The 25,612-nt window shown below is 37.2% G+C and carries 21 protein-coding genes and 3 tRNA genes; 10 read left to right on the top strand and 14 right to left on the bottom strand.

The window, feature by feature from the left end:
- Positions 1-180: 180 nt before the first annotated feature.
- The 3 genes from tig (at position 181) to clpX (ending at position 3,586) form a co-directional block, all read left to right on the top strand.
- Positions 181-1,503 carry a trigger factor gene (gene tig, locus UXI14_RS07805; RefSeq protein WP_335965657.1) on the top strand — a complete coding sequence of 441 codons (1,323 nt, stop codon included), beginning with the start codon at positions 181-183 and terminating at the stop codon, positions 1,501-1,503.
- A gap of 89 nt (positions 1,504-1,592) precedes the next feature.
- Positions 1,593-2,267 (top strand): ATP-dependent Clp endopeptidase proteolytic subunit ClpP, encoded by a 675-nt coding sequence (gene clpP, locus UXI14_RS07800; RefSeq protein ID WP_335965656.1) that lies wholly within the window; start codon positions 1,593-1,595, stop codon positions 2,265-2,267.
- An 89-nt stretch (positions 2,268-2,356) separates the two neighbouring features.
- Positions 2,357-3,586: an ATP-dependent Clp protease ATP-binding subunit ClpX gene (clpX, locus tag UXI14_RS07795; RefSeq protein ID WP_277899635.1), complete on the top strand. Its 1,230-nt coding sequence runs from the start codon at positions 2,357-2,359 to the stop codon at positions 3,584-3,586.
- A 65-nt stretch (positions 3,587-3,651) separates the two neighbouring features.
- Here the strand turns inward: clpX and UXI14_RS07790 are convergent, their stop codons facing one another.
- The gene (locus UXI14_RS07790; RefSeq protein WP_335965655.1) at positions 3,652-5,166 is read right to left on the bottom strand and encodes a GH3 auxin-responsive promoter family protein; all 1,515 of its coding nucleotides are present in this window, start codon (positions 5,164-5,166) and stop codon (positions 3,652-3,654) included.
- A 40-nt stretch (positions 5,167-5,206) separates the two neighbouring features.
- Between UXI14_RS07790 and UXI14_RS07785 the strand changes: the two genes are divergently transcribed.
- Complete coding sequence (locus UXI14_RS07785) at positions 5,207-6,004, top strand: DUF2797 domain-containing protein (protein ID WP_335965674.1); 798 nt, start codon at positions 5,207-5,209, stop codon at positions 6,002-6,004.
- Positions 6,005-6,042: 38 nt separating this feature from the next.
- Here the strand turns inward: UXI14_RS07785 and rpsU are convergent, their stop codons facing one another.
- Together rpsU and UXI14_RS07775 are read right to left on the bottom strand one after the other, a co-directional pair.
- Positions 6,043-6,237 (bottom strand): 30S ribosomal protein S21, encoded by a 195-nt coding sequence (gene rpsU, locus UXI14_RS07780; RefSeq protein ID WP_277899637.1) that lies wholly within the window; start codon positions 6,235-6,237, stop codon positions 6,043-6,045.
- Between the two features lie 66 nt (positions 6,238-6,303).
- Positions 6,304-6,498: a cold-shock protein gene (locus tag UXI14_RS07775; RefSeq protein ID WP_277899638.1), complete on the bottom strand. Its 195-nt coding sequence runs from the start codon at positions 6,496-6,498 to the stop codon at positions 6,304-6,306.
- A 368-nt stretch (positions 6,499-6,866) separates the two neighbouring features.
- On the opposite strand from UXI14_RS07775, the gene UXI14_RS07770 reads away from it, so the two are divergent.
- A complete protein-coding gene (locus tag UXI14_RS07770; protein ID WP_335965654.1) occupies positions 6,867-7,337 on the top strand; it encodes an ankyrin repeat domain-containing protein in 471 nt (156 codons plus the stop codon).
- Here the strand turns inward: UXI14_RS07770 and UXI14_RS07765 are convergent.
- The 4 genes from UXI14_RS07765 to sppA all read right to left on the bottom strand — a co-directional run bounded on the left by UXI14_RS07765 (position 7,230) and on the right by sppA (position 13,357).
- Entirely contained in the window at positions 7,230-7,559 is a 330-nt protein-coding gene (locus UXI14_RS07765; RefSeq protein WP_335965673.1) for a helix-turn-helix domain-containing protein, read from the bottom strand. The genes UXI14_RS07770 and UXI14_RS07765 overlap by 108 nt on opposite strands.
- A 348-nt stretch (positions 7,560-7,907) precedes the next feature.
- Entirely contained in the window at positions 7,908-10,622 is a 2,715-nt protein-coding gene (locus UXI14_RS07760; RefSeq protein ID WP_335965653.1) for an AsmA-like C-terminal region-containing protein, read from the bottom strand.
- A gap of 260 nt (positions 10,623-10,882) precedes the next feature.
- A complete protein-coding gene (locus UXI14_RS07755; RefSeq protein WP_335965652.1) occupies positions 10,883-11,593 on the bottom strand; it encodes a queuosine precursor transporter in 711 nt (236 codons plus the stop codon).
- Positions 11,594-13,357, bottom strand: coding sequence for a signal peptide peptidase SppA (gene sppA / locus UXI14_RS07750; RefSeq protein ID WP_335965651.1), 1,764 nt, complete (start codon positions 13,355-13,357; stop codon positions 11,594-11,596).
- 349 nt (positions 13,358-13,706) lie between these two features.
- On the opposite strand from sppA, the gene folK reads away from it, so the two are divergent.
- Positions 13,707-14,831, top strand: coding sequence for a 2-amino-4-hydroxy-6-hydroxymethyldihydropteridine diphosphokinase (gene folK, locus UXI14_RS07745; protein ID WP_335965650.1), 1,125 nt, complete (start codon positions 13,707-13,709; stop codon positions 14,829-14,831).
- A 146-nt stretch (positions 14,832-14,977) separates the two neighbouring features.
- Here the strand turns inward: folK and UXI14_RS07740 are convergent, their stop codons facing one another.
- Positions 14,978-15,508: an RNA methyltransferase gene (locus UXI14_RS07740; protein ID WP_335965649.1), complete on the bottom strand. Its 531-nt coding sequence runs from the start codon at positions 15,506-15,508 to the stop codon at positions 14,978-14,980.
- Positions 15,509-15,812: 304 nt separating this feature from the next.
- Between UXI14_RS07740 and mutS the strand changes: the two genes are divergently transcribed.
- The 3 genes from mutS to UXI14_RS07725 all read left to right on the top strand — a co-directional run bounded on the left by mutS (position 15,813) and on the right by UXI14_RS07725 (position 18,831).
- Positions 15,813-18,380, top strand: coding sequence for a DNA mismatch repair protein MutS (gene mutS, locus UXI14_RS07735; protein WP_335965648.1), 2,568 nt, complete (start codon positions 15,813-15,815; stop codon positions 18,378-18,380).
- 209 nt (positions 18,381-18,589) lie between these two features.
- Positions 18,590-18,662, top strand: a tRNA-Gly gene (locus UXI14_RS07730).
- Between the two features lie 83 nt (positions 18,663-18,745).
- A tRNA-Leu gene (locus UXI14_RS07725) sits at positions 18,746-18,831 on the top strand.
- A gap of 243 nt (positions 18,832-19,074) precedes the next feature.
- On the opposite strand, the gene UXI14_RS07720 is transcribed toward UXI14_RS07725, so the two are convergent.
- From UXI14_RS07720 to UXI14_RS07695, 6 genes are all read right to left on the bottom strand, one after another.
- Positions 19,075-19,908 carry an Abi family protein gene (locus UXI14_RS07720; protein WP_335965647.1) on the bottom strand — a complete coding sequence of 278 codons (834 nt, stop codon included), beginning with the start codon at positions 19,906-19,908 and terminating at the stop codon, positions 19,075-19,077.
- 378 nt (positions 19,909-20,286) lie between these two features.
- Entirely contained in the window at positions 20,287-21,108 is an 822-nt protein-coding gene (locus UXI14_RS07715) for a hypothetical protein (RefSeq protein ID WP_335965646.1), read from the bottom strand.
- Between the two features lie 104 nt (positions 21,109-21,212).
- Entirely contained in the window at positions 21,213-21,767 is a 555-nt protein-coding gene (locus UXI14_RS07710) for a DUF4136 domain-containing protein (RefSeq protein ID WP_335965645.1), read from the bottom strand.
- A gap of 126 nt (positions 21,768-21,893) precedes the next feature.
- Positions 21,894-23,060, bottom strand: coding sequence for a glyceraldehyde-3-phosphate dehydrogenase (locus tag UXI14_RS07705; protein ID WP_335965644.1), 1,167 nt, complete (start codon positions 23,058-23,060; stop codon positions 21,894-21,896).
- A gap of 435 nt (positions 23,061-23,495) precedes the next feature.
- Positions 23,496-23,570 (bottom strand) — tRNA-Asp (locus tag UXI14_RS07700).
- Positions 23,571-23,655: 85 nt separating this feature from the next.
- Entirely contained in the window at positions 23,656-24,585 is a 930-nt protein-coding gene (locus tag UXI14_RS07695) for a DUF58 domain-containing protein (protein ID WP_335965643.1), read from the bottom strand.
- Between the two features lie 148 nt (positions 24,586-24,733).
- Between UXI14_RS07695 and UXI14_RS07690 the strand changes: the two genes are divergently transcribed.
- Positions 24,734-25,612 (top strand): permease-like cell division protein FtsX, encoded by an 879-nt coding sequence (locus UXI14_RS07690; protein WP_335965642.1) that lies wholly within the window; start codon positions 24,734-24,736, stop codon positions 25,610-25,612.

The following is a 25,612-nucleotide window of genomic DNA, read 5'->3' as shown; positions in this document are numbered from 1 at the left end:
AAAGAAAAAACATATCCAAAGCTCATTTAAGGGTATTTTACGAACGTTTTTTGGCCATAAAACCAAAAGGTGTTAAATAAAAATTAATATTTTGTTTATCAGCCTTTTAAAAACTTGGTTAACTTTTGAAAATGTTTTACTTTTGCATGCCCATTTAAGGGCTATTAAATTTTTTTGAGAATGGATATTACAAGAGAGCAAATTGACGACTTAAATGCAATAGTAAAAGTTGCAATTAAAAAAGAAGATTACAGCGATAAAGTTGATAAAATCTTGACCGATTACCGCAAAACTGCAAACATTCCAGGTTTTAGAAAAGGGCACGTTCCCATGGGATTGGTTAAAAAGCAATACGGAAAAGCTGTTCTAGTTGACGAGGTAAACAAACTACTTCAAGATTCGTTAAACAAATACCTCACCGAAGAAAAGCTAGATGTTCTTGGAAACCCGCTTCCTAAGGCACAGGATGACCTTGATTGGGATTCTGAAAACTTTTCTTTTGAATTTGAACTGGGTCTTGCTCCTGCTTTTGACGTAGATTTGAAAACTAAAAAAGCAATTACCCATTACCAAATTATTGCCGACGATAAAATGATCGACGAGCAGGTTGACCGTATTGCCAAACAATACGGAAAATTAATTTCTCAAGATGAAGCAACCGAAGAAAGCGAAATAACCGGGGTTTTTAAAAATGAAGAAAAAGAAATTGAAAACCGCGTAACGTTCACCCTTGATAAAATAAAAGGAAAAAGAAACCTTGGCAAATTTGTTGGCGCAAAAGTTGGTGATACCTTGGAACTAAAAACCAAAAACCTTTTTGAAGATGACCATGACCTTATAAACTACCTAAAAGTAGATCACGATCAAGCGCACGACCTGGACATCGATGTTACTTTTTCCATCGACGAAATAAACAAGCGTGAAGCTGCCGAACTAAACCAGGAACTTTTCGATAAACTTTTTGGCAAAGACACGGTAACTTCTGAAAAAGAAATGAGGGCCAAGATCAAGGAAGATGCCGAAAAGCAATTCGCACAACAGGCAGATCAAAAACTTTTGAACGATATTACCGAGAACCTGGTCGAAAACACCAAGTTTGACCTTCCGGATGTATTTTTGAAAAAATGGATCCAGGCAACCGGTGAAAACAACCTTTCGGATGAAGAAGCCAGCGAAGAATATTCAAAATCAGAAAAAGGTTTAAGATACCAGCTTATCGAAGGGAAAATAATAAACGACAACAACCTTCAGGTTAGCTACGACGAGCTTAAGGATTTTGCCAAAAAATACGTAAGCATGCAAATGGCACAGTTTGGGCAAACAGATCCAGAAGATGAAGTATTGGAAAATATTTCCGCAAGGGTGCTTTCAAACCAGGAAGAAGCCAAAAGATTATCTGAGCAGGTAATGAGCGAAAAACTGGTAAACCTTTATAAAGAAAAAGCAAATTTAAAGACAAAAGAGGTTACTTACGAAAACTTTGTTAAAGAAGTTTACGGGTAAACCCTTGTAAAATAATTTAAGTATCTTTAAGGCGTTAAACCGTAAGTTTTAACGCCTTTTTACGTCTTAAAAAAAGTAATTAAAATTATATGAACTTCGAAAAAGAATTTAAGGCATTTGCCACTAAAGATAGAGGGGTCAACAGTATGTATTACGACAAGATAATAAGTGCCATGACTCCCGTTGGACTTACCCCGAACATTATTGAAGAACGGCAGTTAAATGCTGTTGCCATGGATGTTTTTTCCAGATTGATGATGGACAGGATTATTTTCATGGGCACCGGGATTAACGACCAAGTTGCAAACATTATTCAGGCACAATTATTGTTCCTGGAAAGTGCCGATGCATCCAAAGACATCCAAATATACATTAACTCCCCCGGAGGGAGCGTATATGCAGGCCTGGGTATTTACGACACCATGCAATACATAAAACCCGATGTAGCAACCATATGTACAGGAATGGCCGCATCGATGGGCGCAGTATTGCTTTGTGCCGGGGAAAAAGGAAAACGTTCTGCACTCCCGCACAGCCGCGTCATGATCCATCAGCCTTTGGGCGGTGCACAAGGACAGGCAAGCGATATTGAAATTACTGCCAGGGAAATTTTAAAATTGAAAGACGAGCTATACCAAATAATTGCCAAGCATTCTGGCCAGAGCATGGAAAAAGTAACCGAAGATAGCGACCGTGATTATTGGATGAAAGCAGAAGAAGCAAAGAACTACGGAATGATCGACGAAGTTCTTGTTAGAAACTAAAAAAACACCCAATAATCATAAAACCAACCATTTATAATTCTATTTTTAAATAGAAAGTGCATATATTGCATTTTTACAAATAAAAAGAAATGGCGAAAGAAGATTTAGAATGTTCATTCTGCGGAAGAAAAAAACCGGAAACCAACTTGCTTATTGCAGGATTGGATGCCCATATTTGCGACCGCTGTATCGAACAGGCACATGGAATTGTATTGGAAGAATCGCAACAATCTAAAAACAGCGAATTATCATCAGAATTGGTCTTAAAAAAACCGGCCGAGATCAAGGAGTATTTAGACCAGTTCATTATCGGCCAAAACGTTACTAAAAAAGTAATGTCTGTAGCAGTGTATAATCATTACAAAAGATTATTGCAGCCAGCCAGTAAAGACGACATCGAAATACAAAAAAGTAACATTATCATGGTCGGGCAAACCGGTACCGGTAAAACATTAATGGCCAAGACCATTGCAAAGATGCTCAATGTACCTTTGGCAATTGTAGATGCTACCGTACTTACCGAAGCCGGGTATGTAGGAGAAGATGTAGAAAGCATATTGACCCGCCTACTGCAAGCTGCCGATTATAATTTGGAAAAAGCAGAAAGGGGAATTGTTTTTATTGATGAAATTGACAAAATTGCCAGAAAAAGCGATAACCCATCCATTACAAGGGACGTTTCTGGCGAAGGTGTCCAACAGGCATTGCTAAAGCTATTGGAAGGAACTGTTGTAAACGTTCCGCCCAAAGGAGGCCGAAAGCACCCAGACCAAAAGTTTATTGAGGTCAACACCGAAAACATATTGTTTGTAGCCGGTGGGGCTTTTGATGGTATTGACAGGCATATTTCAAAAAGGCTTAACATGCAGGCCGTAGGCTACAGTGTTGCAAAGAAAGACATGATAGACCGCGACAACCTTTTGCAATACATTATTCCTAAAGATTTAAAAGAATTTGGTTTAATACCTGAAATTATTGGCCGTCTTCCCGTTTTAACACATATGGACCCGCTCGATGCAAAAACATTGCGCTCCATTTTAACGGAACCAAAAAACGCCATTATAAAACAGTATGCCAAATTGTTTGAAATGGACGATATTAAGTTTGAAATCAGCGATGAAGCTTTGGCTTATATAGTTGAAAAAGCCATTGAATACGAACTTGGTGCACGCGGACTGCGCTCTCTATGCGAAACAGTCCTTACCGATGCTATGTTTGAACTGCCAAGCTCTAAAGAAAACGAGCTAATTGTAGACAAGGCATATGTCGAGGACAAGTTGACCAAAGTAACTATTAATAAACTGAAAGCAGTTTCTTAAACTAGAAAGTGCCATATAAATTTAAACCGTCCAAAATTCCTGGGCGGTTTTTTTATGCTTATAAACTACCCGTTCATGCCCAGCAATTCTTCTAAATAGTGCCTATTGCTGGAAAGTCTTGGTATTTTATGTTGGCCGCCCAATTTATCGTATTTTTTAAGCCAATCGTAAAACAGGTTTTTCCTGGCAATGTGGAGCGTAGGAAAATTTAGTGTAATGTTGTTATATCGTTTGGCTTCATAATCAGAGTTTAACGATTTTAAGGCCTCATCCATGGCAATTGTAAATTTTTCCATGTTATCGGGCAACTTCCTAAATTCTATTAGCCATTCATGGGCACCTTTTTCCTTCCCTTTCATAAAAATAGGTCCGGCGGTGTAATCTACTATTTCCGCACCCGTTTCTTTGCAGGCCCGTTGTAGTGCTTCCTCGGCATTTTCAATAATAAGTTCTTCGCCAAATACATTTATATGGTGTTTTGTCCTTCCGGTAACCTTTATACGGTAGGGATCGGTAGAAGTAAACCGAACGGTATCGCCAATTAAATAGCGCCATAAACCAGCATTTGTGGTTATAAGCATGGCATAATTTTTATTGGTCTCCACGTTCCAGATGGGAATTACTTTTTCCTGCGGGGTTCCGTAGAGTTCCATCGGGATAAACTCATAAAAAATTCCATAATCCAACATCAGTAACAATTCATCAGAATTATTCCGGTCCTGGATAGCAAAAAAACCTTCAGAAGCATTGTATATTTCATAATACCTAAAATTTTTCCGGGGCAACAAACGTTCATACTGTTCCCTGTACGGATTAAAACTTACGCCTCCGTGGAAGTACACCTCTAAATTCTCCCAAATTTCAAACAAGTGATTTTTTCCGGTTCTTTCCAAGACTTCGTTCAGCAGCACCAACATCCAGGAAGGCACACCTGCCAAACTTGTAACATCTTCCTTAATAGTTTCCTCAACAATGGCGGCCAACTTACTTTCCCATTCGCTCATTAAGGAAACTTTGTTACTGGGCGTGCTGCTCATTTCTGCCCAAAAAGGCATGTTGTCTATAATAATGGCCGATAGATCGCCAAAAAAGGTATTATTATCTTGATACAATTCCTTGCTGCCCCCCAAACGTAAACTTTTACCCGAGAAAAGCTTGGATTCCTCATTGTTATTAAAATATAGCGAAAGCATGTCTTTTCCAGCTTTAAAATGACAATCTTCCAGCGATTCGTTGCTCACAGGAATAAATTTGCTCTTGGCGTTCGTGGTCCCGCTACTTTTTGCAAACCATTTTATGGGCGTTGGCCAAAAGATATTGTTTTCGCCCAAGCGGACACGCTCTATCATAGGCTCTATATCTTCATAACGTACAATGGGCACCCTATTGGAAAAAGTTTCATAAGCGCCTATTTCACCAAAAGCATAACGCTTGCCTATTTCTGTATCTTTTGCCGCCGTCATTAAATGGGTAAGTACTTCCGTTTGTACTTCCTGCGGATATTTTAAAAACAATTCCATTTGATGGAACCGCTTTTTCAAGAACCAAGAAGCAATAGAATTAAATAATGGAATTGGCATTTTTTTAAGTTATATTTGATAAAAATAGGAAAAAACTTTTATCATGTTCGAAGGTGTACTCACCAAAATGCAGACTGAATATACGGAACCCGTGAATTATTATTTGGTTTTTGAAAATAATTACATCAATTTCAATCAGTTAATAGATAAAAAGATTGCTATAAAGTTTGTAAAATTCGAATGCCTATCATGCCACTTGGACAAGCCCATATACCGACAGGGATTTTGCAAAAGCTGTTTTTTTGAAACACCAAAAGCAGCCGATTGGATTTTAAAACCAGAACTAAGCCAAGCGCATTTAGATATTGAGGACCGTGACCTGACCTATGAAAAAGAAGTGCAGCTCCAGCCCCATATTGTTTACCTTGCCAATTCGAGCAGCATAAAAGTTGGCGTGACCCGGAAAAGCCAGGTGCCCACACGCTGGATCGACCAAGGGGCACACGAGGCCATTGAAATTGTTGAAGTACCCAACAGATACCTTGCAGGCATAACCGAAGTAGCTTTAAAAGACCATATTTCCGACAAGACCAATTGGCGTAAAATGCTTCAAAACGATATTATCGACGAAGATCTCCCCAAATACCGGGAAACCCTTAAACAGTATATCCCAGAAGAAGTCTTGCCTTATTTTATTGAAAACAATACCGAAACCCACATAACATTTCCGGTGGCAGCGTACCCCCTAAAACCTAAAAGCCTTAATCTAGGGAAAACACCCGAATACGAAGGAGTCCTTAAGGGTATTAAAGGGCAATACCTGATATTTGAAGACCAAACTGTTTTTAATATCCGTGCCAATGAAGGCCTTGTGGTAAACATACACGTTGCACCCTAAATAATGAAATGGGTACTACAAAAAAGGTTAGGGGGGTTCTAATCCTCTAACTTTCTTTGGTACTCTTGCTTGTATATGGCTTTAGCAACCTCTTCTCTACGCTGTTGCGATTTCTTTATATAATGTTGATTGCTTCGCAACACTTTAAGTTGTTGTGTCTTTCTGTATTTCTGTTTGTATCTTTTTAAAGCCCTATCAATATTTTCTCCTTCTTTTATCGGGATAATAAGCATGTATCTATTTTTTTAATTAATAAAAAAACCATCCCGTGAGAGATGGTTTTGTTTTTTTTAAAGTACTTAGTCTATTACTTCTACGTTTACGGCATTCATTCCTTTTTTACCTCTTTCGGTCTCAAACCTTACTTTGTCGTTCTCGTTAATGTTGTCGATCAAACCACTTTCATGTACAAAGATATCTTCGTTACTGTCTGATGTTGTGATAAATCCAAAACCTTTTGTTCTGTTGAAGAACTTTACTGTCCCTTCTTTCATTGTATAATAATTTAAATTTGTTAAATCGATACAGAATAATGCAAACAATAAAGCCTACGCTAAGTTTGCTGTTTGTATCTATGGCATAAAGTCAAAAAAAAGTGGGATAATAAAATCTCGGAAGGATAAAATACCAAATTTTGTATGTGCTTCATTGCTAATGGCGCAAAGTAACGTCTTTATTTTTGATTAATATATTTATTTGACCTTTAATTACGATAATAGTCGCTTATTTATAATGAACTCATTTAGCCCTTCCATTTATATTGACATTAAAAAATCTAAAAGACAATAACCATAAAATTGTATTTTTGATAATACCGTTGTATAAAAAACGGTACACCGGCTTAATTAATTAAAATTATTGCATGAAAACAGAAGCTCTATTTAACGCTATACGCAATGGCGAAAAGAATGTTATCGAAACATTATTGAAAGCAGACCCAAATTTATTAAATACTAAAGATCAAAGGGGATCCACTCCGCTTCTTTTGGCAACCTATTATGGCGATATTGATGTTACCAAAGCCATTTTGGCCCATAACCCAGATGTAAATGCAAAGGACACCTCGGGAAATACGGCCCTTATGGGAGTTTGTTTTAAAGGGTTTACTGAAATTGCAGCACTACTGATCAATAGTGGCGCCAATGTAAACCTTGTTAATGGCAATAATGCAACGGCATTGATATATGCTGCAACATTTGGGAGAAGCAAAATTGTAAAAATCCTTTTAGAAAACGGCGCAGACCGTTCTATGAAAGATTCCCGCGGGCATACCGCATACGACCATGCCAAGATGCAAGGTACGCATGAAATTATTGCTTTGTTGGAAGCTTAGCTCGGGGTACAATTCTTCGGCAATAAGCCCTTCCTTGGAAAAACTGAAAACCACTCTTATTATCGACTCTGTTGCAGTTCCAACAATACTGGCAAGCTCTTCCCTGGACAATTTTATCCTATCTTCACTTACAATACTACGCTGCCCCAATAAATCACCTTTCTTTATAAACTTTACTGTTTGGCTTTTTCCGTTTGATGATAATTTTGTGAGTTTACAAATTCCGGATTTAATACAAAAAACGCCTTGAATAAAATCACCTTCCTAACAGCGATTCGCCTTTTTTTTATATGTTGGGAAGTTTTACAATCTGAAATATTTAATAGTTCTTCCTCGTTCAGGCTCCTTAATGAACTAAATTTTCTAACTATACACTGCTGGCATTTGTCCATTTCTTATAATAAGCTACAAAATATTGAATATTTTTCGGGCAGCAAATATAATATATTTTCTTCAAGTTTTGTAAATATTTATCATATACCGTTATAATCATGGGCTTCTACAAACAAATTAGCCACCGATATGTATCGGTGGCTAATTGTTGTATACTATTTATTTTGGACAATCCTGCTATTTTTGATTGGCAGTATCTTTCTTTTTATTTCCAAACAACCCTTTTATTAAATCGTTTGCTGCATTTTTTACTTGCTCCTGTTTCTTGGCCTTTGTAGAATCTGCGGCTTTACTTCCTGGGGCCGCTGTACTGTCTTTTGCTGTCCCCCCGCCTATAAGTCCGCTTATGGCATCTTTTATTTTATCGCCTCCCTGGTTTATCAGTTTATCTTTCTGCATGGCAATTAACTTCTGGGTAAGTGCAGAAGCCGTTTTATCTACATCTGTAGAAATTGAGGGGCTACTATATGTCCCGCCAATATTGGCCTTTACGGGAACCGTAATGTTTTTGGCATCGGGATTGTTAAGCTTGGCCAATAAATTATTTACATCTTTTCCAAAATATTTGGCCGGTACGTTAAAAGTAGCATTGTAATCAATCGATTTGTCAAAACCGTGGCTACCGGCAACTTCTATGTCTATATCTTTATATTTTATATGAAATGGTTTTACGTTCACCTTTCCATTGTCGAAAGTCAAACTTGTTTTTACATCCTTGGTTTCTCCTTCTTTAAAGTTTAAAAAGTCTAAATTATTGCTAAGCGCACTTAACATTTTTCCTTTTTCTGGGTCAAAACCGCTCACGAGCGCTTCTGCAAGGGCATTTCCGGAAACCGACATTAAATTGGGCGTAAAGTCGCTGTTTAAGTTTCCTTTTAACGATAAATTGGAGTTAAGTTTCCCCTTCAATGCTTGGGCTATGGGCGTAATAGCCTGTAGCATGTCCATGCCCTGAAAGGATTGTGATATATCAAAACTTTTAATGCTGAGGTCCATGTTAAAAGTTGGCGTTTCTGTTTTTGTGGATACCGACCCGTTTACGGCTATATTTCCACCGAACAAACTTGAGGTCAAGTCTTTTAATCTTACGGTTTCATCGCGGACGATGAGCGTGCCGGACACATTCTTTAACTGTAAGTTATCGTAAATAACGGTGTTTGCCTTGGCAGCTATGGTAGCATCTAAAAAAGAAGGGATTTTAAGTTCTTCTTCCTTTGCTCCCCCTGTTGTGGTGGACTTCTCTTTATTTTCTTCTGGATTTTCTTTTGCTTCTTTATCTTTTGGCGCAGCTTCGGTTTCCTCCATCATAAAATCGTTCACCGCAAAAGTATTGGAATTCAATGTGAAATTTCCCTTTAAGGTCTCTTTGTTAAACATATAGCCCAATAGGTTTTGTATGGAACCTTTGGCCGATAGGTCGGTTTGCCCGGTCTTGGCTTCAAAAGCGTTCAAGGAAACATTGGAAGTGTTAAAAGTAACCTCGGCATTGGTAATCTGTACCGGGTTTTTCATTTCTTCAGATGAATATTCAAATCCTTTTAAGGCCAATGTACCGTTGTTTTTTGTATTTTGATACTGTTCTTTTTCTATCGAATTCATATCAAAAGCGGTAGAAAGATTAGCATCTAAAATTCCCTTAAGCGGCGTATCCAGTGAAAAAGGGTATGCATTGGATAAATTTGCCAAATTGATACGCCCTTTTAAATTGGCATTTACCAATGGATTATCGGTAATATTTTTAATATGTGCCTGAGCGCTAAAAACATCCTGGGCAATTTTAAACGTAAGTTTATTAATGTCTACATAGGTATTTTCCATGAGGCCCGTTTCGTTGGCAATTTTAGTATCTATGGTAATATTGCTTACGGCCTGCGGTAAATCTGGATATTTAAAAGACGCATTGTTTGACTGTATGGCAACATCAAATTTTGGGATATGCGTATCGTCTATGGTTCCGTTTACTTTTCCTGCCACCATAAAATCTCCGGTGGTTTGTACATTTTGTATGTCTTTTGAGTATTCTTCTGGAATAACGGCCAGGAAATTTTTAAAATCCGACGAAGGCGTTTTAAAGGTAATATCAACTTCTTGATTGTCTTCGTTCACCTTTATAAAACCGTCAAAAACCAGTTCCAACTGATTTATAATTGCCTTGTTTTCAAGAAATGTATATTTATTTTCGGCCAAATCTATGCCCAACAAGGCATCGAGCTGGATTGGGTTTTTACTAAAATAGTTAACGTTGTCCATTTCAAAAGAAAGCAAGCCACTGGTTTCGGTATCCAATTCAGATTTTGTAGCCGAAAGATCTCCTTTTCCAGAATGGTTAAAATCGGTCAGTTCAAAATACATTTTCCCCTGCTCATCGTAATACTTTATTTTTGAGTTTGTTATCTCGTATTTTTGCATATTTAAAGAAACATTACTGCTACTTTGAGCATCGGTTTTTTCAGGAGTTTCGGCAGGGGTTGCAGGGGCTTCATTGGTTGTTTCTTTTGCAATATCGTAATTTGCCTTGCCATTTTCATCCACATAAACGTTCACCACGGCTCCGTCTATGCTAAAGGAATTAACCGAATAAGGTTCTCCTTCTTTATTGAATATTTGCATAAACGGCAAACTAATGTTGGCATTTTTTGCATATACCAATGTATCGCCTTCAAATGGGGCTTTATTGATAATGCTTAGGTTTTCTACATTTACCGAAGCATTGGGAAAGCTGGTAATCAAACTAACGTCGGCATCGGTAAAATCGAAATCGGCATTTATGTTTTTGTTCACGGTATTTTTCACAATTTTTATAATCTTGCCTTCAAATAAAAATGGTGCAGCTATAAGGAACACAATTAGTATTCCCAGAACAATCCCGACAATTTTCAATATTTTTTTCATCTGTTTAAAATTTATGCGTTTTCATGGCGAGGCCTAAACTTATTATAAATCAATATTTTATTATATAAAAGCGTTTTTTATCGTTTCATACCATTATATTAGCAAAATTGTAGTAAAATCTATACAAATAACAGCATTTTAATAAAAGTTTAATGTTTGTAAAATATATACGAAGATATTGCGCGTAAAAGATTACATATACTTAATGGGATTTCAAGTATTTAGACAAAAAAAGCCTTGCCAATAAAAATAACACTTACTTAAACTTCCAAATCTATTTCCTCGCCCGGCTTAAGTTTAAACCTTTTTTTAAAAAGGAAAACAAAAAGGTACAGAAAAGGCGTATCCAAAATGGCCACCAAAACCTTGAAGAAAAAACCGCTTACCACCAATCCGTAAAACAAAGACCACGGAAGTACTTTAAAAACGCACAACAGAAAAACCACCGTAAAAGTATCTATAAACTGCGACGTAAAGGTTGAAAAGTTATTGCGTAGCCAAAGATATTTACCCTTGGTAATCCTTTTCCAGAAATGATAAATTGTAATATCTATGTACTGTGCCAAAAGATATGCAATCATGGACGCAAACACGGCAATGGGCGAAAGGGCAAATACCTGGGTAAACGTTTCGTCTTGAATGGGCGATGTTTTTAATGCCGGGGCCTTTTCTGCAATTAAGATAATGAGCATTGAAAAGAAAGAAGCAAAAATTCCGGCCGTTACCACCTGATTTGCTTTTTTCTTTCCATAAATTTCAGAAATAAGGTCGGTTATTAAAAACGTAATGGGGTATGGCAATATTCCCACCGAAATTTGAAACAAAGAGGCTCCAAAAATTTTTATATCGCCAAAGGGATACCAATAAAAAAATTTTTGAAATATAAGGTTGGACACTACCAATGAGGTAATAAACAACGCACCTAAATAGAGATATAGCCTAAAAGCAAGCCTTTTGTCTTTAGCAACCATTTAGTGTATGTTTATTTCAAAAGGCATTCTTGCCTGCAATCCTTTTTTATTGGCCATTGCTTTTACTTGTTGCATTAAGTTAAATGCCTCTTCGCCAAGTTCTTCTTTTAGCAATTGTTCTTTGCTTTTTACAAACCCCAGCCCGGAAAAACCTTGCAAAATCTCTTCGATACTGGTTTCGTATACCGGGTAATTTTTTAAGGCATAATCTTTCGTGTTGCTGGTTTTGGCCGCATATGCAACTGCTTCGTCTATGCCTCCTATTTCGTCTACCAAACCATTTTCTTTTGCCTGCAAGCCTGTCCAAACCCTGCCTTGGGCAACAGCGTCTACGGCTTCTACGCTCATTCCCCTTCCTTCGGATACTTTTTTGAGGAAGGTTTTATAAAAGTCTTCAATCCCTTCTTTGGCATATTTTTTAAAATTGTCTGTGGCCGGTTCAAACAAACTGTATGCGGTAGCATTTTTATTGGTATTTACCTGCTCTGCATTAATGCCCCATTTTCCGGCCAGTTCACTTACGTTCGGGATAGTAGCAAAAACCCCAATGGAACCTGTAATGGTAGAAGGTTCGGCAAAAATTTTATCGCCGGCCACCGCCATGTAATATCCTCCCGAAGCTGCCAGGTCGCCCATGGATACAATTACGGGTTTTACCTTTTTGGTAACTTCTATTTCCCTCCAAATAATATCGGAGGTAAGTGCCATGCCGCCAGGAGAATTGATCCTAAGTACAATTGCCTTTACCTTATCGTCTTCACGGGCTTCTTTAAGCGACTTAAACATGACTTCCTGCCCGATATAATTGTCGTTTCCTTTACCGTAACCTATTTCGCCTTGCGCATAAATTACCGCAATGCGGTCTTTTCCGCTTGTTTTTACTTTTCTGGAGGCAAACTCGGCATAATCCAGAATATTGATACGGTTAATGTCTTCGTTTTTTGTTAAGCCTAATTTATCCTTAAGCAGTGTATTGTATTGGTCTATATAACTCAATGCATCAACAAAATTGTTTTGCAGTGCCATTTCTGGCGTTCTAGTAGCCAGCTCATCGGCAAAAGTGTTTAAATTTTCAATGTTAATATTTCTACTTTCAGATATATCTTCCAGATAAGTATTCCAGACCGAAGATAACAATTGGGTAATTTGCGCCCTGTTTTCTTCGCTCATTTGGTTACTTAAATAGGGCTCTACCGCACTTTTGTATTTTCCATGGCGGATGACTTCCATTTTAATGCCCGATTTTTCCTGAAGCTCTTTTAGGTATAATATTTCTGAAGAAAGCCCCCTAAAATCTAAATTCCCGATTGGATTTAAAAAAACCGAGTCGGCTACAGAGGCCAGATAATAATCCTTTTGAAGGAAAAGATCACCGTAAGCATACACAAATTTACCTGAAGCCTTAAATTTTTTGATGGCATCGCGGATACTTTTTGTATTTGCCGCCCCGGTTGATAAAAAAGAATTGTTTATGCTAATACCTTTTATTTTATCGTCGGTGGCCGCGGCTTTTATGGCGAGCAAAACATTGTTGAGCCCGTTATATTCTTCAAAATTGAAGTCAATGTCCGTAAATTCATATTTTCCTCCGTAATCTTTTATGGGCTCCTCGAAGGTTAATTCCAAAACAGAATTGTTTTTAACCTTTATAGGCTCTTCCGAGCTCCCGGCAATGGTCAAAAAAACCAAAAAGACCATGAATATCATTCCCAATGCAATAATTGTCCCTAAAATTGCGGCTAATAGATTTCTTAAAAACTTCATATATTCTAAATTAAGAAGAAGTTCAAAGATAACTTCCAGCGCAATAAAAACAAACTAAAAGGCTTTTTTATAATTATTTCTAAAAATTCCTACACCAAAATTAATGTATTGGACTACAAGAATTTACAAGCATAAAAATTATATACAAGACATTGAATTTCATATATTTACAAACGTATTTTTGATTTTTTTGAATTAGTAAATTTAAACTATCGTTTTTGCTAGCGTAAAGTTTAAATAGTGGATTACACTCATAATAATCCCCCTAACCTAAAGACCGGATATGTTTTATATATTCGGTCTTTTTTTATGCATAGCTTTTATATCTTTCGTTACTTTGTACTTTATAATGATTCACTATAAACGTACATATCTTTCGGCAGGAAGCAATCTTGGAAACAAGTTTGAGAACTTAAGCAAAACTGTAAACTTATTGCATGCAAGGGCCGGCAAAGTAGTTTCCTGCTCGCCCATATATCAAACCCCGGCCTGGGGTTTTGACAGCGACGACTTTTACAATATTTGTGTGGCCTTGGATACCGAAATGCAACCACAAGAATTACTGGACGTACTTTTACAGATTGAAAAAGAAATGGGAAGGGTACGGAACAAGAAAAAAGGCTATTCTGCCCGGACCATCGATCTGGATATCCTGTTTTATAACGATGCCATTATTGACGAACCGGATCTTGTTGTCCCGCACCCGCAGTTGCATCTACGAAAGTTTGTGCTACAACCGTTGGCTGCAATTGCCCCGGGAAAAATACACCCCATACTACAAAAAAGCATTGCCGAACTTTTAAATGAATGCGGAGATAAAAGTGAGCTTGTAAAAACAAAACTTGAGATAACAATTGCCAAAAAAGATTTTTCTCAATTTAATTTTATTGCCATTGAAGGAAATATTGGTGCTGGAAAAACAACCTTGGCCACAAAAATTGCAGAAGATTTTAACGGGAAACTTATTTTAGAACGTTTTGCAGACAACCCGTTTTTGCCAAAATTTTACGAAGACCGTAACCGCTATGCCTTTCCGTTGGAGATGTCTTTCCTGGCCGATCGTTACCAGCAATTTACAGACGATACTTCGCGCCCGGACCTTTTCAAGAATTTTATGGTAAGCGATTACGATATTTTTAAATCGTTGATATTTGCCAAAGTTACATTACAGGAAGACGAGTTTATGCTATACAGAAAGGTTTTTAACTTTATGTACAAAGAAGTAATAAAGCCTGACGTTTATGTATACCTGTACCAAAGTACCGAACAATTATTGCGTAACATACATAAACGCGGGCGCACGTATGAGCAGAACATCCCCGAAGATTACCTAAACAGTATTAACAACGGGTATTTGGAATTTATAAAAACGCACCCCGAAATTAATCCGTTGGTTATTGATGTTACCGATTTGGATTTTGTCCAGAATAAAAATGATTATCGTTTTATCATCGACAAACTGCATGATTTTTAGGTCAATCGGTTTTTTGATTGACTTTATTTAAGATTTTTTTTGGATTTCTCCCAGAGGTTTGCTTAATTCGTAGAAGACTTTAAGCAAGAAACTAGCTAACTTTACTTAATATATTTACCCGGGATTCGAATTATCGAATCCCTTTTTTATACCGATAATTTGCAGAACAAATCCCACACGACCACTCCTGTGCTTACTGAAATATTCAAGGAATGCTTGGTGCCAAACTGCGGTATTTCTACTACTTCATCGACCATTGAAACTACTTTTTGCTTTACCCCTTTTACCTCGTTTCCAAAAACAATGGCATATGTTTGATTGGTTTTCACGGAGAAATTTTGAAGCAAGGTTGCGTTTTCGGCCTGCTCCACTGCAATGGTATAGATACCTTCCTGTTTTAATTTGGCGATAAGGGCCTCTGTATTTTCTACATATTCCCAAGCTACGCTTTCGGTAGCGCCCAATGCAGTTTTATGGATATCTTTATGTGGTGGTGTGGCCGTAATGCCGCAGAGATATATTTTTTTAATCAAAAAGGCATCGGCGGTCCTGAAAACCGAACCAATATTGTTTAGGCTCCTGATGTTGTCGAGCACAATGATTAATGGTGTTTTCTTGGCCTGTTTAAATTCTGGTACGTTTAAACGTTCAAGTTCGCTATTCTTTAATTTCCGCATCGTTATATTGCTTGTTTGTGCAAAAGTAACCATTACGGCTGTACAAAAAAACGTTTGCCAATAGCCCCGATTGAGCCGATACCCGCCCCGACGCTTTCGGTCGGGGCGCGTAAAGGTGAAAGCGGGCAACCACACTGGTTGGTTTGTGCGTGCAAAAGGGCTGCAAATGGAACTAATGAACAGATTTTGTTTATAACCCATTGCGCTAAAAATGGCATGGAAGCTTAAAAAATAATACTTTCGCTAAACAACCTAATTTATATAAGATTTGGCAACGACAAAAAGTAAAAAAACAACGCCTTTAATGAAACAATACAACAGCATTAAGGCGAAATACCCCGATGCTTTATTACTGTTCAGGGTAGGGGATTTTTATGAAACGTTTGGAGAAGATGCAGTGCATGCGGCCAAAATTTTAGGGATTGTACTTACGCACAGGAACAATGGCGGCGATAGGACGGAGCTGGCCGGTTTCCCCCACCATTCCTTAAATACTTATTTGCCGAAATTGGTGAAAGCCGGGCAACGGGTGGCGATATGCGACCAACTGGAAGACCCCAAACAAACAAAAACGATTGTAAAAAGGGGCGTTACAGAACTGGTTACACCGGGCGTAGCTCTCAACGATGATATATTAACGGCAAAATCGAACAATTTTTTATGTGCTCTTTATTTTGGCAAAAAGCAAATGGGCGTGTCGTTCCTGGATGTTTCTACGGGTGAGTTTTTAACTGCTGAAGGCAATGAAGAATATATTGCAAAATTACTTCAAAATTTTAGTCCGAGTGAAGTTTTGATCTCTAAAAAGTACAAAACCGTGTTCTCTGAAAATTTTGGCAAGGAATACCATACTTTTTTTATGGAAGATTGGGTTTTTCAGGAAGATTATGCCCATGAAACCCTTAACAATCATTTTAAAACAAAATCGCTTAAGGGCTTTGGAATAGAGCACTTGGAATGTGGCATTATTGCCGGCGGTGCGGCATTGCATTACTTGTCGGAAACGCAGCACAGCAAACTTGAGCACATAACGGCCATTTCGCGCATTGCCGAGGAAGAATATGTGTGGATGGACCGTTTTACCATTAGGAACCTGGAACTTTACCAAGCCCCGTCTGCCAACGCCGTAACCCTGTTGGACGTTATAGATAAAACCATTTCGCCCATGGGGGGCCGTTTATTAAAGCGCTGGCTGGCACTCCCGCTAAAAAATATGGAAAAGATAAAACAGCGCCATGAAATAGTGGAGTACCTAAAACGAGAGAACGAACTGATGCTTTCTTTCAGGGAACAGATAAAACAAATAAGCGATCTGGAAAGGCTAATCTCCAAAGTGGCCACGGGGAAGATAAACCCAAGAGAGGTGATTTTGCTTAAAAATTCGTTGGAAGCAATCGTACCCATAAAAAAAACATCGGAAAACAGTAAAAACGATGCGCTAAAAATCATTGGCAACCGATTAAACTTATGCGATGTTTTAAGGAACCGCATAAAAGAAACCATACACGAAGAAGCACCGGTAAACCTTGCCAAAGGGAACGTAATCGCAAAAGGCTTTTCGAGCGAACTGGACGAACTGAGAAGTTTGGCTTTTTCGGGAAAAGATTATCTTGACCAAATGCTGGAGCGTGAAATGAAAAACACGGGAATCTCATCGTTAAAAATAGCCAGCAACAATGTTTTTGGTTACTATATAGAGGTAAGAAATACGCATAAAGACAAGGTTCCAGAAAACTGGATACGTAAACAGACCTTGGTGAATGCCGAAAGGTACATTACCGAAGAACTAAAAGAATATGAAGCCAAAATTTTAGGTGCTGAAGAAAAAATTGCCATTTTGGAGCAGGAGCTTTTTTCGCAACTGGTTGTATGGATGCACTCGTACATACAATCGGTTCAAAGCAATGCTTTTTTAATAGCTCAATTGGATTGTTTATGCGGCTTTGTACAACTTGCAACAGAAAATAATTATGTGCTGCCGGAAATTGACGAATCGTTTGATCTTGAAATTATAAACGGAAGGCACCCCGTAATTGAAAAACAATTGCCCCCGGGAGAGGCCTATATTGCCAACAACACCTCGCTAAACCGGGACGAACAGCAAATTATTATGATTACCGGACCCAATATGAGCGGTAAATCGGCCATTTTGCGACAAACGGCACTTATTGTGCTTTTAGCCCAGATAGGAAGTTTTGTGCCGGCGGAAAAGGTGCGCATAGGAATTGTAGACAAAATATTTACACGTGTAGGGGCCAGCGACAATATTTCTTTGGGAGAATCTACTTTCATGGTAGAGATGAACGAAACGGCCTCCATCCTGAACAACCTTTCCAACCGAAGCCTGATCCTTTTAGATGAAATTGGGCGGGGCACCAGTACCTACGACGGTATTTCTATTGCCTGGGCCATTGCCGAATATATCCATGAGCACCCCGGTAAGGCAAAAACCTTATTTGCAACTCATTATCATGAGCTGAACGAAATGACAGAAACTTTTACGCGGATTAAAAACTTTAATGTATCGGTAAAAGAATTAAAAGACAATGTATTGTTCCTACGGAAGTTGATACCAGGCGGCAGTGAACATAGTTTTGGGATACATGTTGCAAAAATGGCCGGAATGCCACAGCAAGTAATACACCGGGCGAACAAAATTTTAAAGAAATTGGAAAAATCGCATAGTAGTGAAGAACTTACAGACAACTTAAAAGCCTCTCAAAACGAAATGCAATTAAGCTTTTTTAACTTAGACGACCCATTGCTTGAAAATATTAAAGATGAAATATTGCACACCGATATTGATACCTTAACCCCGGTTGAAGCCCTGATGAAACTCAATGAAATTAAGCGTATGCTGGTTAAAAAATAACGAACTAAATATATTTTTAAATCAATATACTAAAATGTTATAATGAATGGTAATATCTTAATCAACTTATCCTTAACTGGTTTATGGCACCGATTAACTTTTATTTAAAAAAAGCTTTGCTTTTTACAGAATTGTATTAAATTTGCATCCGCATTCAGCGATTATTGAATGTTGCTTTTATAAAGTGTTCTTTATATTTTTGAAATTATGCGAAAATAGCTCAGTTGGTAGAGCGCAACCTTGCCAAGGTTGAGGTCGCGGGTTCGAATCCCGTTTTTCGCTCAACAAACACCAAGCGGTTTTATGTAATTAGGTTGTGGTTTTCTCAACACTTTTAAAACCGTTTTTTTCATTAATGGCATTTCGCTCGAGTGGTGGAATTGGTAGACACGCTGGACTTAAAATCCAGTGGGCAGTAATGTCCGTGCGGGTTCAAGTCCCGCCTCGAGTACTTAAAACCCCTGTAAAACAATGTTTTGCAGGGGTTTTTGATTTTTTACTGACAAAAGATTTGTTTTATTTCAAAAATAAAACAAGGCAATAAAATAAAAAACCCAGGGCAGAGCCTGGGTTTTATATTTTCAATATTTTAGAGTGCAGCACCAATGTATAATAATTGGTTGGGCACTATTCAAGTACAAATATACAACTTTTATACCATTTTATAAAATAATGATTTCATATAACTCAAATATCATGCCAATGGATATACATACCCCATCTTGTCAGTTATGATATTTTTAATAACTCCATCGTCTCTATATTCCTCAAAAAGATTTTCAATCTCTGTTTGTATTATTTTAGACCTACTTTCTGATATTTGGTTTAACAGATATAAAATCACCTTAATAGAGGAATCTAAACTATGCCTATTGCTATTATTGAACTTAACCAATGGTGTAGTTTTAATTTCTTTTGGAGTATTGGCATCAAATAATAAATCACTGTGTGCACAAATGTTCCTGATGAATAATATAGTTAGCAAAAAATTCTCAAAAACATTAACACTCTTAATGCCATATTGAGATGCAATTGTTTCCCGTAACGATTTATTCTGTAAAGAAATATATAATGTAATAACACTTCCCAGAGTTAAAAATTCTAAAGTTTTCCATGCAGGAGCATAAATTTCATTGGGATATTTGGCATGATGACGCTTTATGGGTTTATTATCTGACTTAAATTTCTTAGTATAAAATTTCGGGAAATTATCCACAAAAGTCTTTGCTACTATTTTTTTATCTGCAAACCAAGTTGGGTTTTCATTATATTTTACAGAAGTATAATAAATTAATTGAGTTTTAAAATTAATTTCTATTCTATTTAGTGCTTTGGTTAAAATATGCTTAAGATCAGTATCTAAGTAATACAACTTAACAACATTAGAAAATAGTGTGCCTTCTACTAAATTATGCTCATCGTCTATTTGAAACGGATTCCAATAAAATCCTAAGCGGTAATAACCAATATCTAACAAAATTTCTTTAGCCTTCTCCTCTCCCCAATCCATGACCATACCACGGCTCAACAACTTTTTGATTTGCTCTTCTACCGGGATAGCTTTTTACCCATTATTCTTTTTCTATTTGGTATTAAATTTTGCTAATATAATCAAAAACATCTTACTCAAGATAAATACCAACTAAATGAATCGAACAAAGATTTTCGATAAGGAAGACTTGGACTTAGTGAAAATTTTGTGACGTTAAGCTACTTCATTTTACAAACAGTCATCATTTTTATTTCATTCTGAAAACTCATTTAAAAATTTTAGGTCTTTTATAAATCAATTCTGAAGCCCAGTTCTTAAATACAGAAAACCCCTGTAAAACAATGTTTTTACAGGGGTTTTATAATTAAAAACGAACCTAAAACTTTATACGTTTTTTATTGTCTTTTCATTTCACTATAAATTAAACCCTATTCGGATATTTGGTCCAAAATTCCTGACATCATACCTAAAATAGTCCCTTCCGCTACCCGTTTCATAATCCATGCTCATAACACGATCCCCAACGGAACTCTGTATAACCTTGGAAAATTTATATCCTACATATGCCTGTATTTGCCAAGTTAGGTCGGAACCAATTCCAAAACCACCAATATCGCCCCTAAAAATCCAATATAATTTTTCATTATACGTTTTGGACACTCTTGCCACGGCAACCGGATCTATCCAGAATTCCGACAAGGAAGCACTTTCATATCTAACATCGCCAACAGCGCCTATGGTTTGTACATCCAAGCTTGATTTAACAGCGTTTACCCTTCCTGCCAGCCCTACTTCCAGATAAGGGTTTAATCTGTATAAACCTGCCAGTTCGTAACATAATTGTTTGGCGTTGGCCCTGCCAGATTCAATTAAAACCCTGTCGGCATTAACACGCTGCTCCAAGTCCATGTAAATAAAATCGGATGTAATGGCCCATTTTGCATTATGGGCCTCAAGATAAAGCATGCCCCCTATTTGCAGCCTACTGAATATATCATCGGGCTCGGCATCTACTTCAACAGGAGGAATAACCCCAACGCCCAAATGTCCAGACATGTTACTAAACATTATATAGGGCTCTATTAAAAAATCCCATTGATTATCCATATCGCCATCTTGCCCATAGAGCTTACCATTGCCCATGAACAGAATACATATGATGGCCCATACATATACCTTTATCTTTTTGTTTTTTTGTGTCGAAACCCTGAAACTACTTGATTGAACCGTTTTCATTTCTATAAATTTATTGGTTATTGACTGCAAATTGATTTCAGAAGTGCTCTGAAATTTTTGTAGTTTGAGGTCCCGAACATCTATATTTCAATGATGTCTTTATATTATTCCATAGGCTTGACAGGGTATTTTTTCATTAATTTTTTTATTTTTTTAGGAATAGACTTATCCCTTTGTTCTGCTTTTTCTTTTACTACAGAAGTAATTACGCCTTGCCAGGCCAGCTTTTTGGTTTGTCCGTCGTACATGTCCACCACAAGGGTCCCTTCCATATAATCGTCTTCATCAAAAGTTGTGGTTGCTGAAACCATTCCTGGTGCCAAGCCCCAGCCCCAGCCCCAACGGCCTCCATAACCAAGACTTCCGTTAAAGTCGGTATAAGCAGTTTTGCTTGTTTTTTTATTGACTACCACGTACAATGTAACGGCCACATCTGCCCCAGAATCTACCATCGACATTCCTCGTGCGGTCAACTCGGACTGTATGGCATCTGTGATTCGCTTTTTGTCAAAATCGGTCAATACCTGGTCGCTATTTTTTTCCCATCCTTCAAAAGAATATGTTTTGTAAGAGGCAAAATCAATAGATTTATCATAATCGCTTTGTATCTGTGCATATCCTATAACACTTACAAATATGACAATTAATAAAACCTTCATGTTTTTAGCAATAGTTTTAATTTTTATAATGGGGGAAGATGTGTTTTTTACCTCTAAAAGAAGTCAGTTAATTATAAAAATCTCGTCTAACTCAAAGATAATAATATACAGGGAAAATTCAACAACTTAATTTCTTTGGTTCCAAGCCGATCCAAATACTATGTAATATCCAAAATCGTTATTAGACCAAGCCACGTCTACCCCTACACGGATTTTAAATTTCCTTGCTATTAAATACCTAAAGCCTGCACCGTAATTATATATAAAATCTGCCTCATTAAAGCTTTGATTGTCATTAACAGCCTTGGCCATCCCGCCAAAGGCCACACCGCTCCAACGCAATGAAACATCATAGCGCTGTTCTGTTTCCAGTATGTATGTAGAGGTTCCTTGATACCGTGCCGCCGGGACCCCCCTTAACTGTATGCCTGGCTGGGCATAAAATGGGGCATCACCAAATTGCTGGTCTGTTTGAAAGCGGAAACCGCTTATCCAGTTATTCCTTAGTTGAATGTATTTTAAAGCAATCAATTCAAAATTATGAAAACTAAAATCACTGCCTGTCCAATTGTCGTTTACATGAAAACTAGTATTAACAAAAAGGCCCTTATCTGGGGTGAAAATATTATCTCTTTTATCAAATTCCAATACAATTCCCGGACTACTAATATTACTTTTCAAGTCTTTATCGCTCACAAATTCTGGAAGGGTTTCAAAATCGAAATTTGGAGAGATGTCACTATTCATAAAAAGATATTCAAGACCTACATAAAAATTTGAGCCACCTATTTGTTTTAATATTGAACCAAAAAAAGGAAAAGACCTAAAGTTAAACTCAAATTCTTTTTCACCCACCACCGGAAGCTCTCTGTAATAACTTAAATTAACAGCTCCATATCCTGTTGCAACGGTATATTTTATGCCATGTTGCGGGACAAAACCCATTCTAAATGCGCCAAAAAGCCATGATTTATTGGCCGTATATGCGCCAAAAAAGGCAGTGATATTTGGTGGTACATATTTTTCCTTGGTTTGATACTTACTGGGTTTTATAAATATAGGCGCTACCATAATACCTATATGTCCAAGGGCTGGCTCGGTAATGGGCTGCATAAATGGAATAAAGCCTTTTGGATGCAATAGAAATTCGCTGAAATCCAATTTGTTGTCCAATGAATCCCTAAAAATAGATTTTTTAGGCTTGTCCTGTGCCAATAGGCAAGTGTGAAAAAGCACTAGCACCAAAGCAACGAAGAATTTCTTTTTAATGAATACAATTATATATTCAACCATAACAAGTTATATAAGCTATTGCAAAAACAGTATATAATTATCTAGTCTGGCAGTTGCAAAAAAACACATAGCAATAACTATGTTATTATGTTGTTTGCAACAACTGACATTACAAGAAAGGGAGAAACCATAAAATGGTTGCAATTTAAAACAACTCTTTATTCAACAACCAGTTTGTGGGAATATTGCATAACAAATTGCATATTTTTCCAACACAACTATTGGGAATGATCCATGATCCGGAATAATCCCAAATATACAACAATTGAGAAACCTTTAAAACAAAAAAAGCCTTCAACAATTTAGCCTGAGCTAAAAAGGAAAGCCTTTCATTGGTTTAACTACTAAACCTTCAGCAGTATTTCTACCACTGAACAACACAACTATCTTTATGTAAAAAAAGCTCCAATTCTCATTGAAGCTTTAAGCAATTTGCGGTCTGGACGGGACTCGAACCCGCGACCCCATGCGTGACAGGCATGTATTCTAACCAGACTGAACTACCAGACCTTGCTTGATTGCGGATGCAAATATACGCCCCATTTTTAATTACGCAAACCTTTTTTGCGAAAAAATTGAATATTTTTTCACCCCCTTAAGCAAACCTTTGCCGTTCAATGAGATATGTCTGTAAAATTTTACTGATATCCTTCTGTACATCGGCAATCACGTAGTTAATCTTGTATTGTGCACACCTTAATTTTATGGCCGATTGGTATTTCTCCATGGAATCTTTATATGCGTCTTTTATATTTTCAGCAAATAAATCGATCATTTCTCCTGTTTCAATATCCTTGAAGCGCTTAGGGGCATTGTCAAAATTAAAATCAAATTCTTTTTCTTTATCCAATACATGGAACAAAACCACTTCGTGCTTATTATACTTTAAATGCTGAAGCGCCTGAAAGAGTGCATCGTGATCGGTCTCTGTTTGAAACATGTCCGTGAACAAGAAAATCAAGCTCCTTCTATGGATTTTCTCTGCTATTTGGTGCAAATATGTATATGTTTTTGTTTGCTGGGCATTATTGTTCTTTGTTAAAAGCCCTTCCAACGTATTAAAAAGTAAGTGCATGTGCCTTTCGCTCCCTTTTTCGGGCGCATAAAATTCATACGTGTCTGCATATATGCTCAGCCCCACGGCATCACGTTGCTTTTTCAACAATTTTATTAAAGCGGTGGCAGCCAATACAGAAAAGCCCAATTTGTTTAATTTGTTTATGTATTGCTTTTTAATATCGGGGTAATGCATCGAGGCAGAATTATCTATAATAATATGACAGCGCAGATTGGTCTCTTCATCATATTTTTTAGTGTAAAGCTTATCGGTCTTGGCAAATAATTTCCAGTCGATATGCCTTGTACTTTCTCCTTGGTTATATATTTTATGTTCGGCAAATTCCGAAGAAAACCCGTGAAACGGACTCTTGTGCATCCCGCTTATAAAACCCTCCACTACTTGGTTGGCAAGAAGCTCTAGGTTATCTGGTAATTGTAAGTTGTTTATTTCAGTTTGTAAATCCATATTTTCCTTATTTCATGTGTGGGTTCCGGTTGTGCTTTTTTGCCCTATCCACTTCTTTGCTCCATACTTTTAAGGCATGTTGGGCGTTATATATTATCGAGATTAAATTTACTTTATTACTTTTACACATCCAATTATATAATATAATATGAGCAAATCTTTTGAACGCTACCAAAAACGTAAACTTATTTCATCTTACTTTTCTGTTATCTTAAGTATAGCGCTGGTTTTGTTTCTTTTGGGAATGTTGGGTTTGTTGGTTATCAACACAAAAAAATTGGCCGATCATTTTAAGGAACAAGTGGCCATAAGTGTTTTTTTAAAGGATAATGCCAAAGAAGTAGAAATCAATCAGCTACAAAAAAGCCTTGCAATGACCGAATATACCAAATCGGCAACTTTTGTTTCTAAAGACGAAGCGGCAGAAGAACACAGCAAGGAAATCGGGGAAAACTTTTTGGAATTTTTAGGATATAACCCCCTGCAAAATTCAATTGACGTACACCTTAAGGCAGCATATGTTTCTACGGATAGCATTCAAAAAATAGTAACCGATCTCTCTAAAAAAGATTATGTGGCCGACATTTCATACGACAAACCCCTTATTGGCATGCTCAATGAAAACGTAAAGCGAATGAGTTTCTGGATATTAATTGCCAGTGGTGTTTTTACCATTATTGCCGTACTTCTTATAAACAGTTCCATTAGGCTGTCGGTATATTCCAAACGCTTTATTATTAAAACCATGCAAATGGTAGGGGCCACCAAACGGTTTATCCGCAGGCCTTTTATCTGGAACAGTATAAAACTTGGTATGATCGGTGCCTTGGTTGCCATTCTGGCCATGGGCGGTATTTTATACTATGCCAATACCAAAATGCCACAGCTTAATTTACTTTCAGATCCATTGGGGCTTTCCCTATTATTTATAAGTATCTTTGTTATTGGAATTATTATTACCTGGATAAGTACCTATATTGCTACCCAACGTTTTTTAAATTTGAGGACAGACGATTTATATTATTAA

It is taken from the genome of Galbibacter sp. PAP.153 (assembly GCF_037029175.1).
Taxonomy (GTDB): domain Bacteria; phylum Bacteroidota; class Bacteroidia; order Flavobacteriales; family Flavobacteriaceae; genus Galbibacter; species Galbibacter pacificus.
The sequence above is the reverse complement of the archived record's forward strand: the minus strand, read 5'-3'. Positions and strand labels throughout refer to the sequence as shown.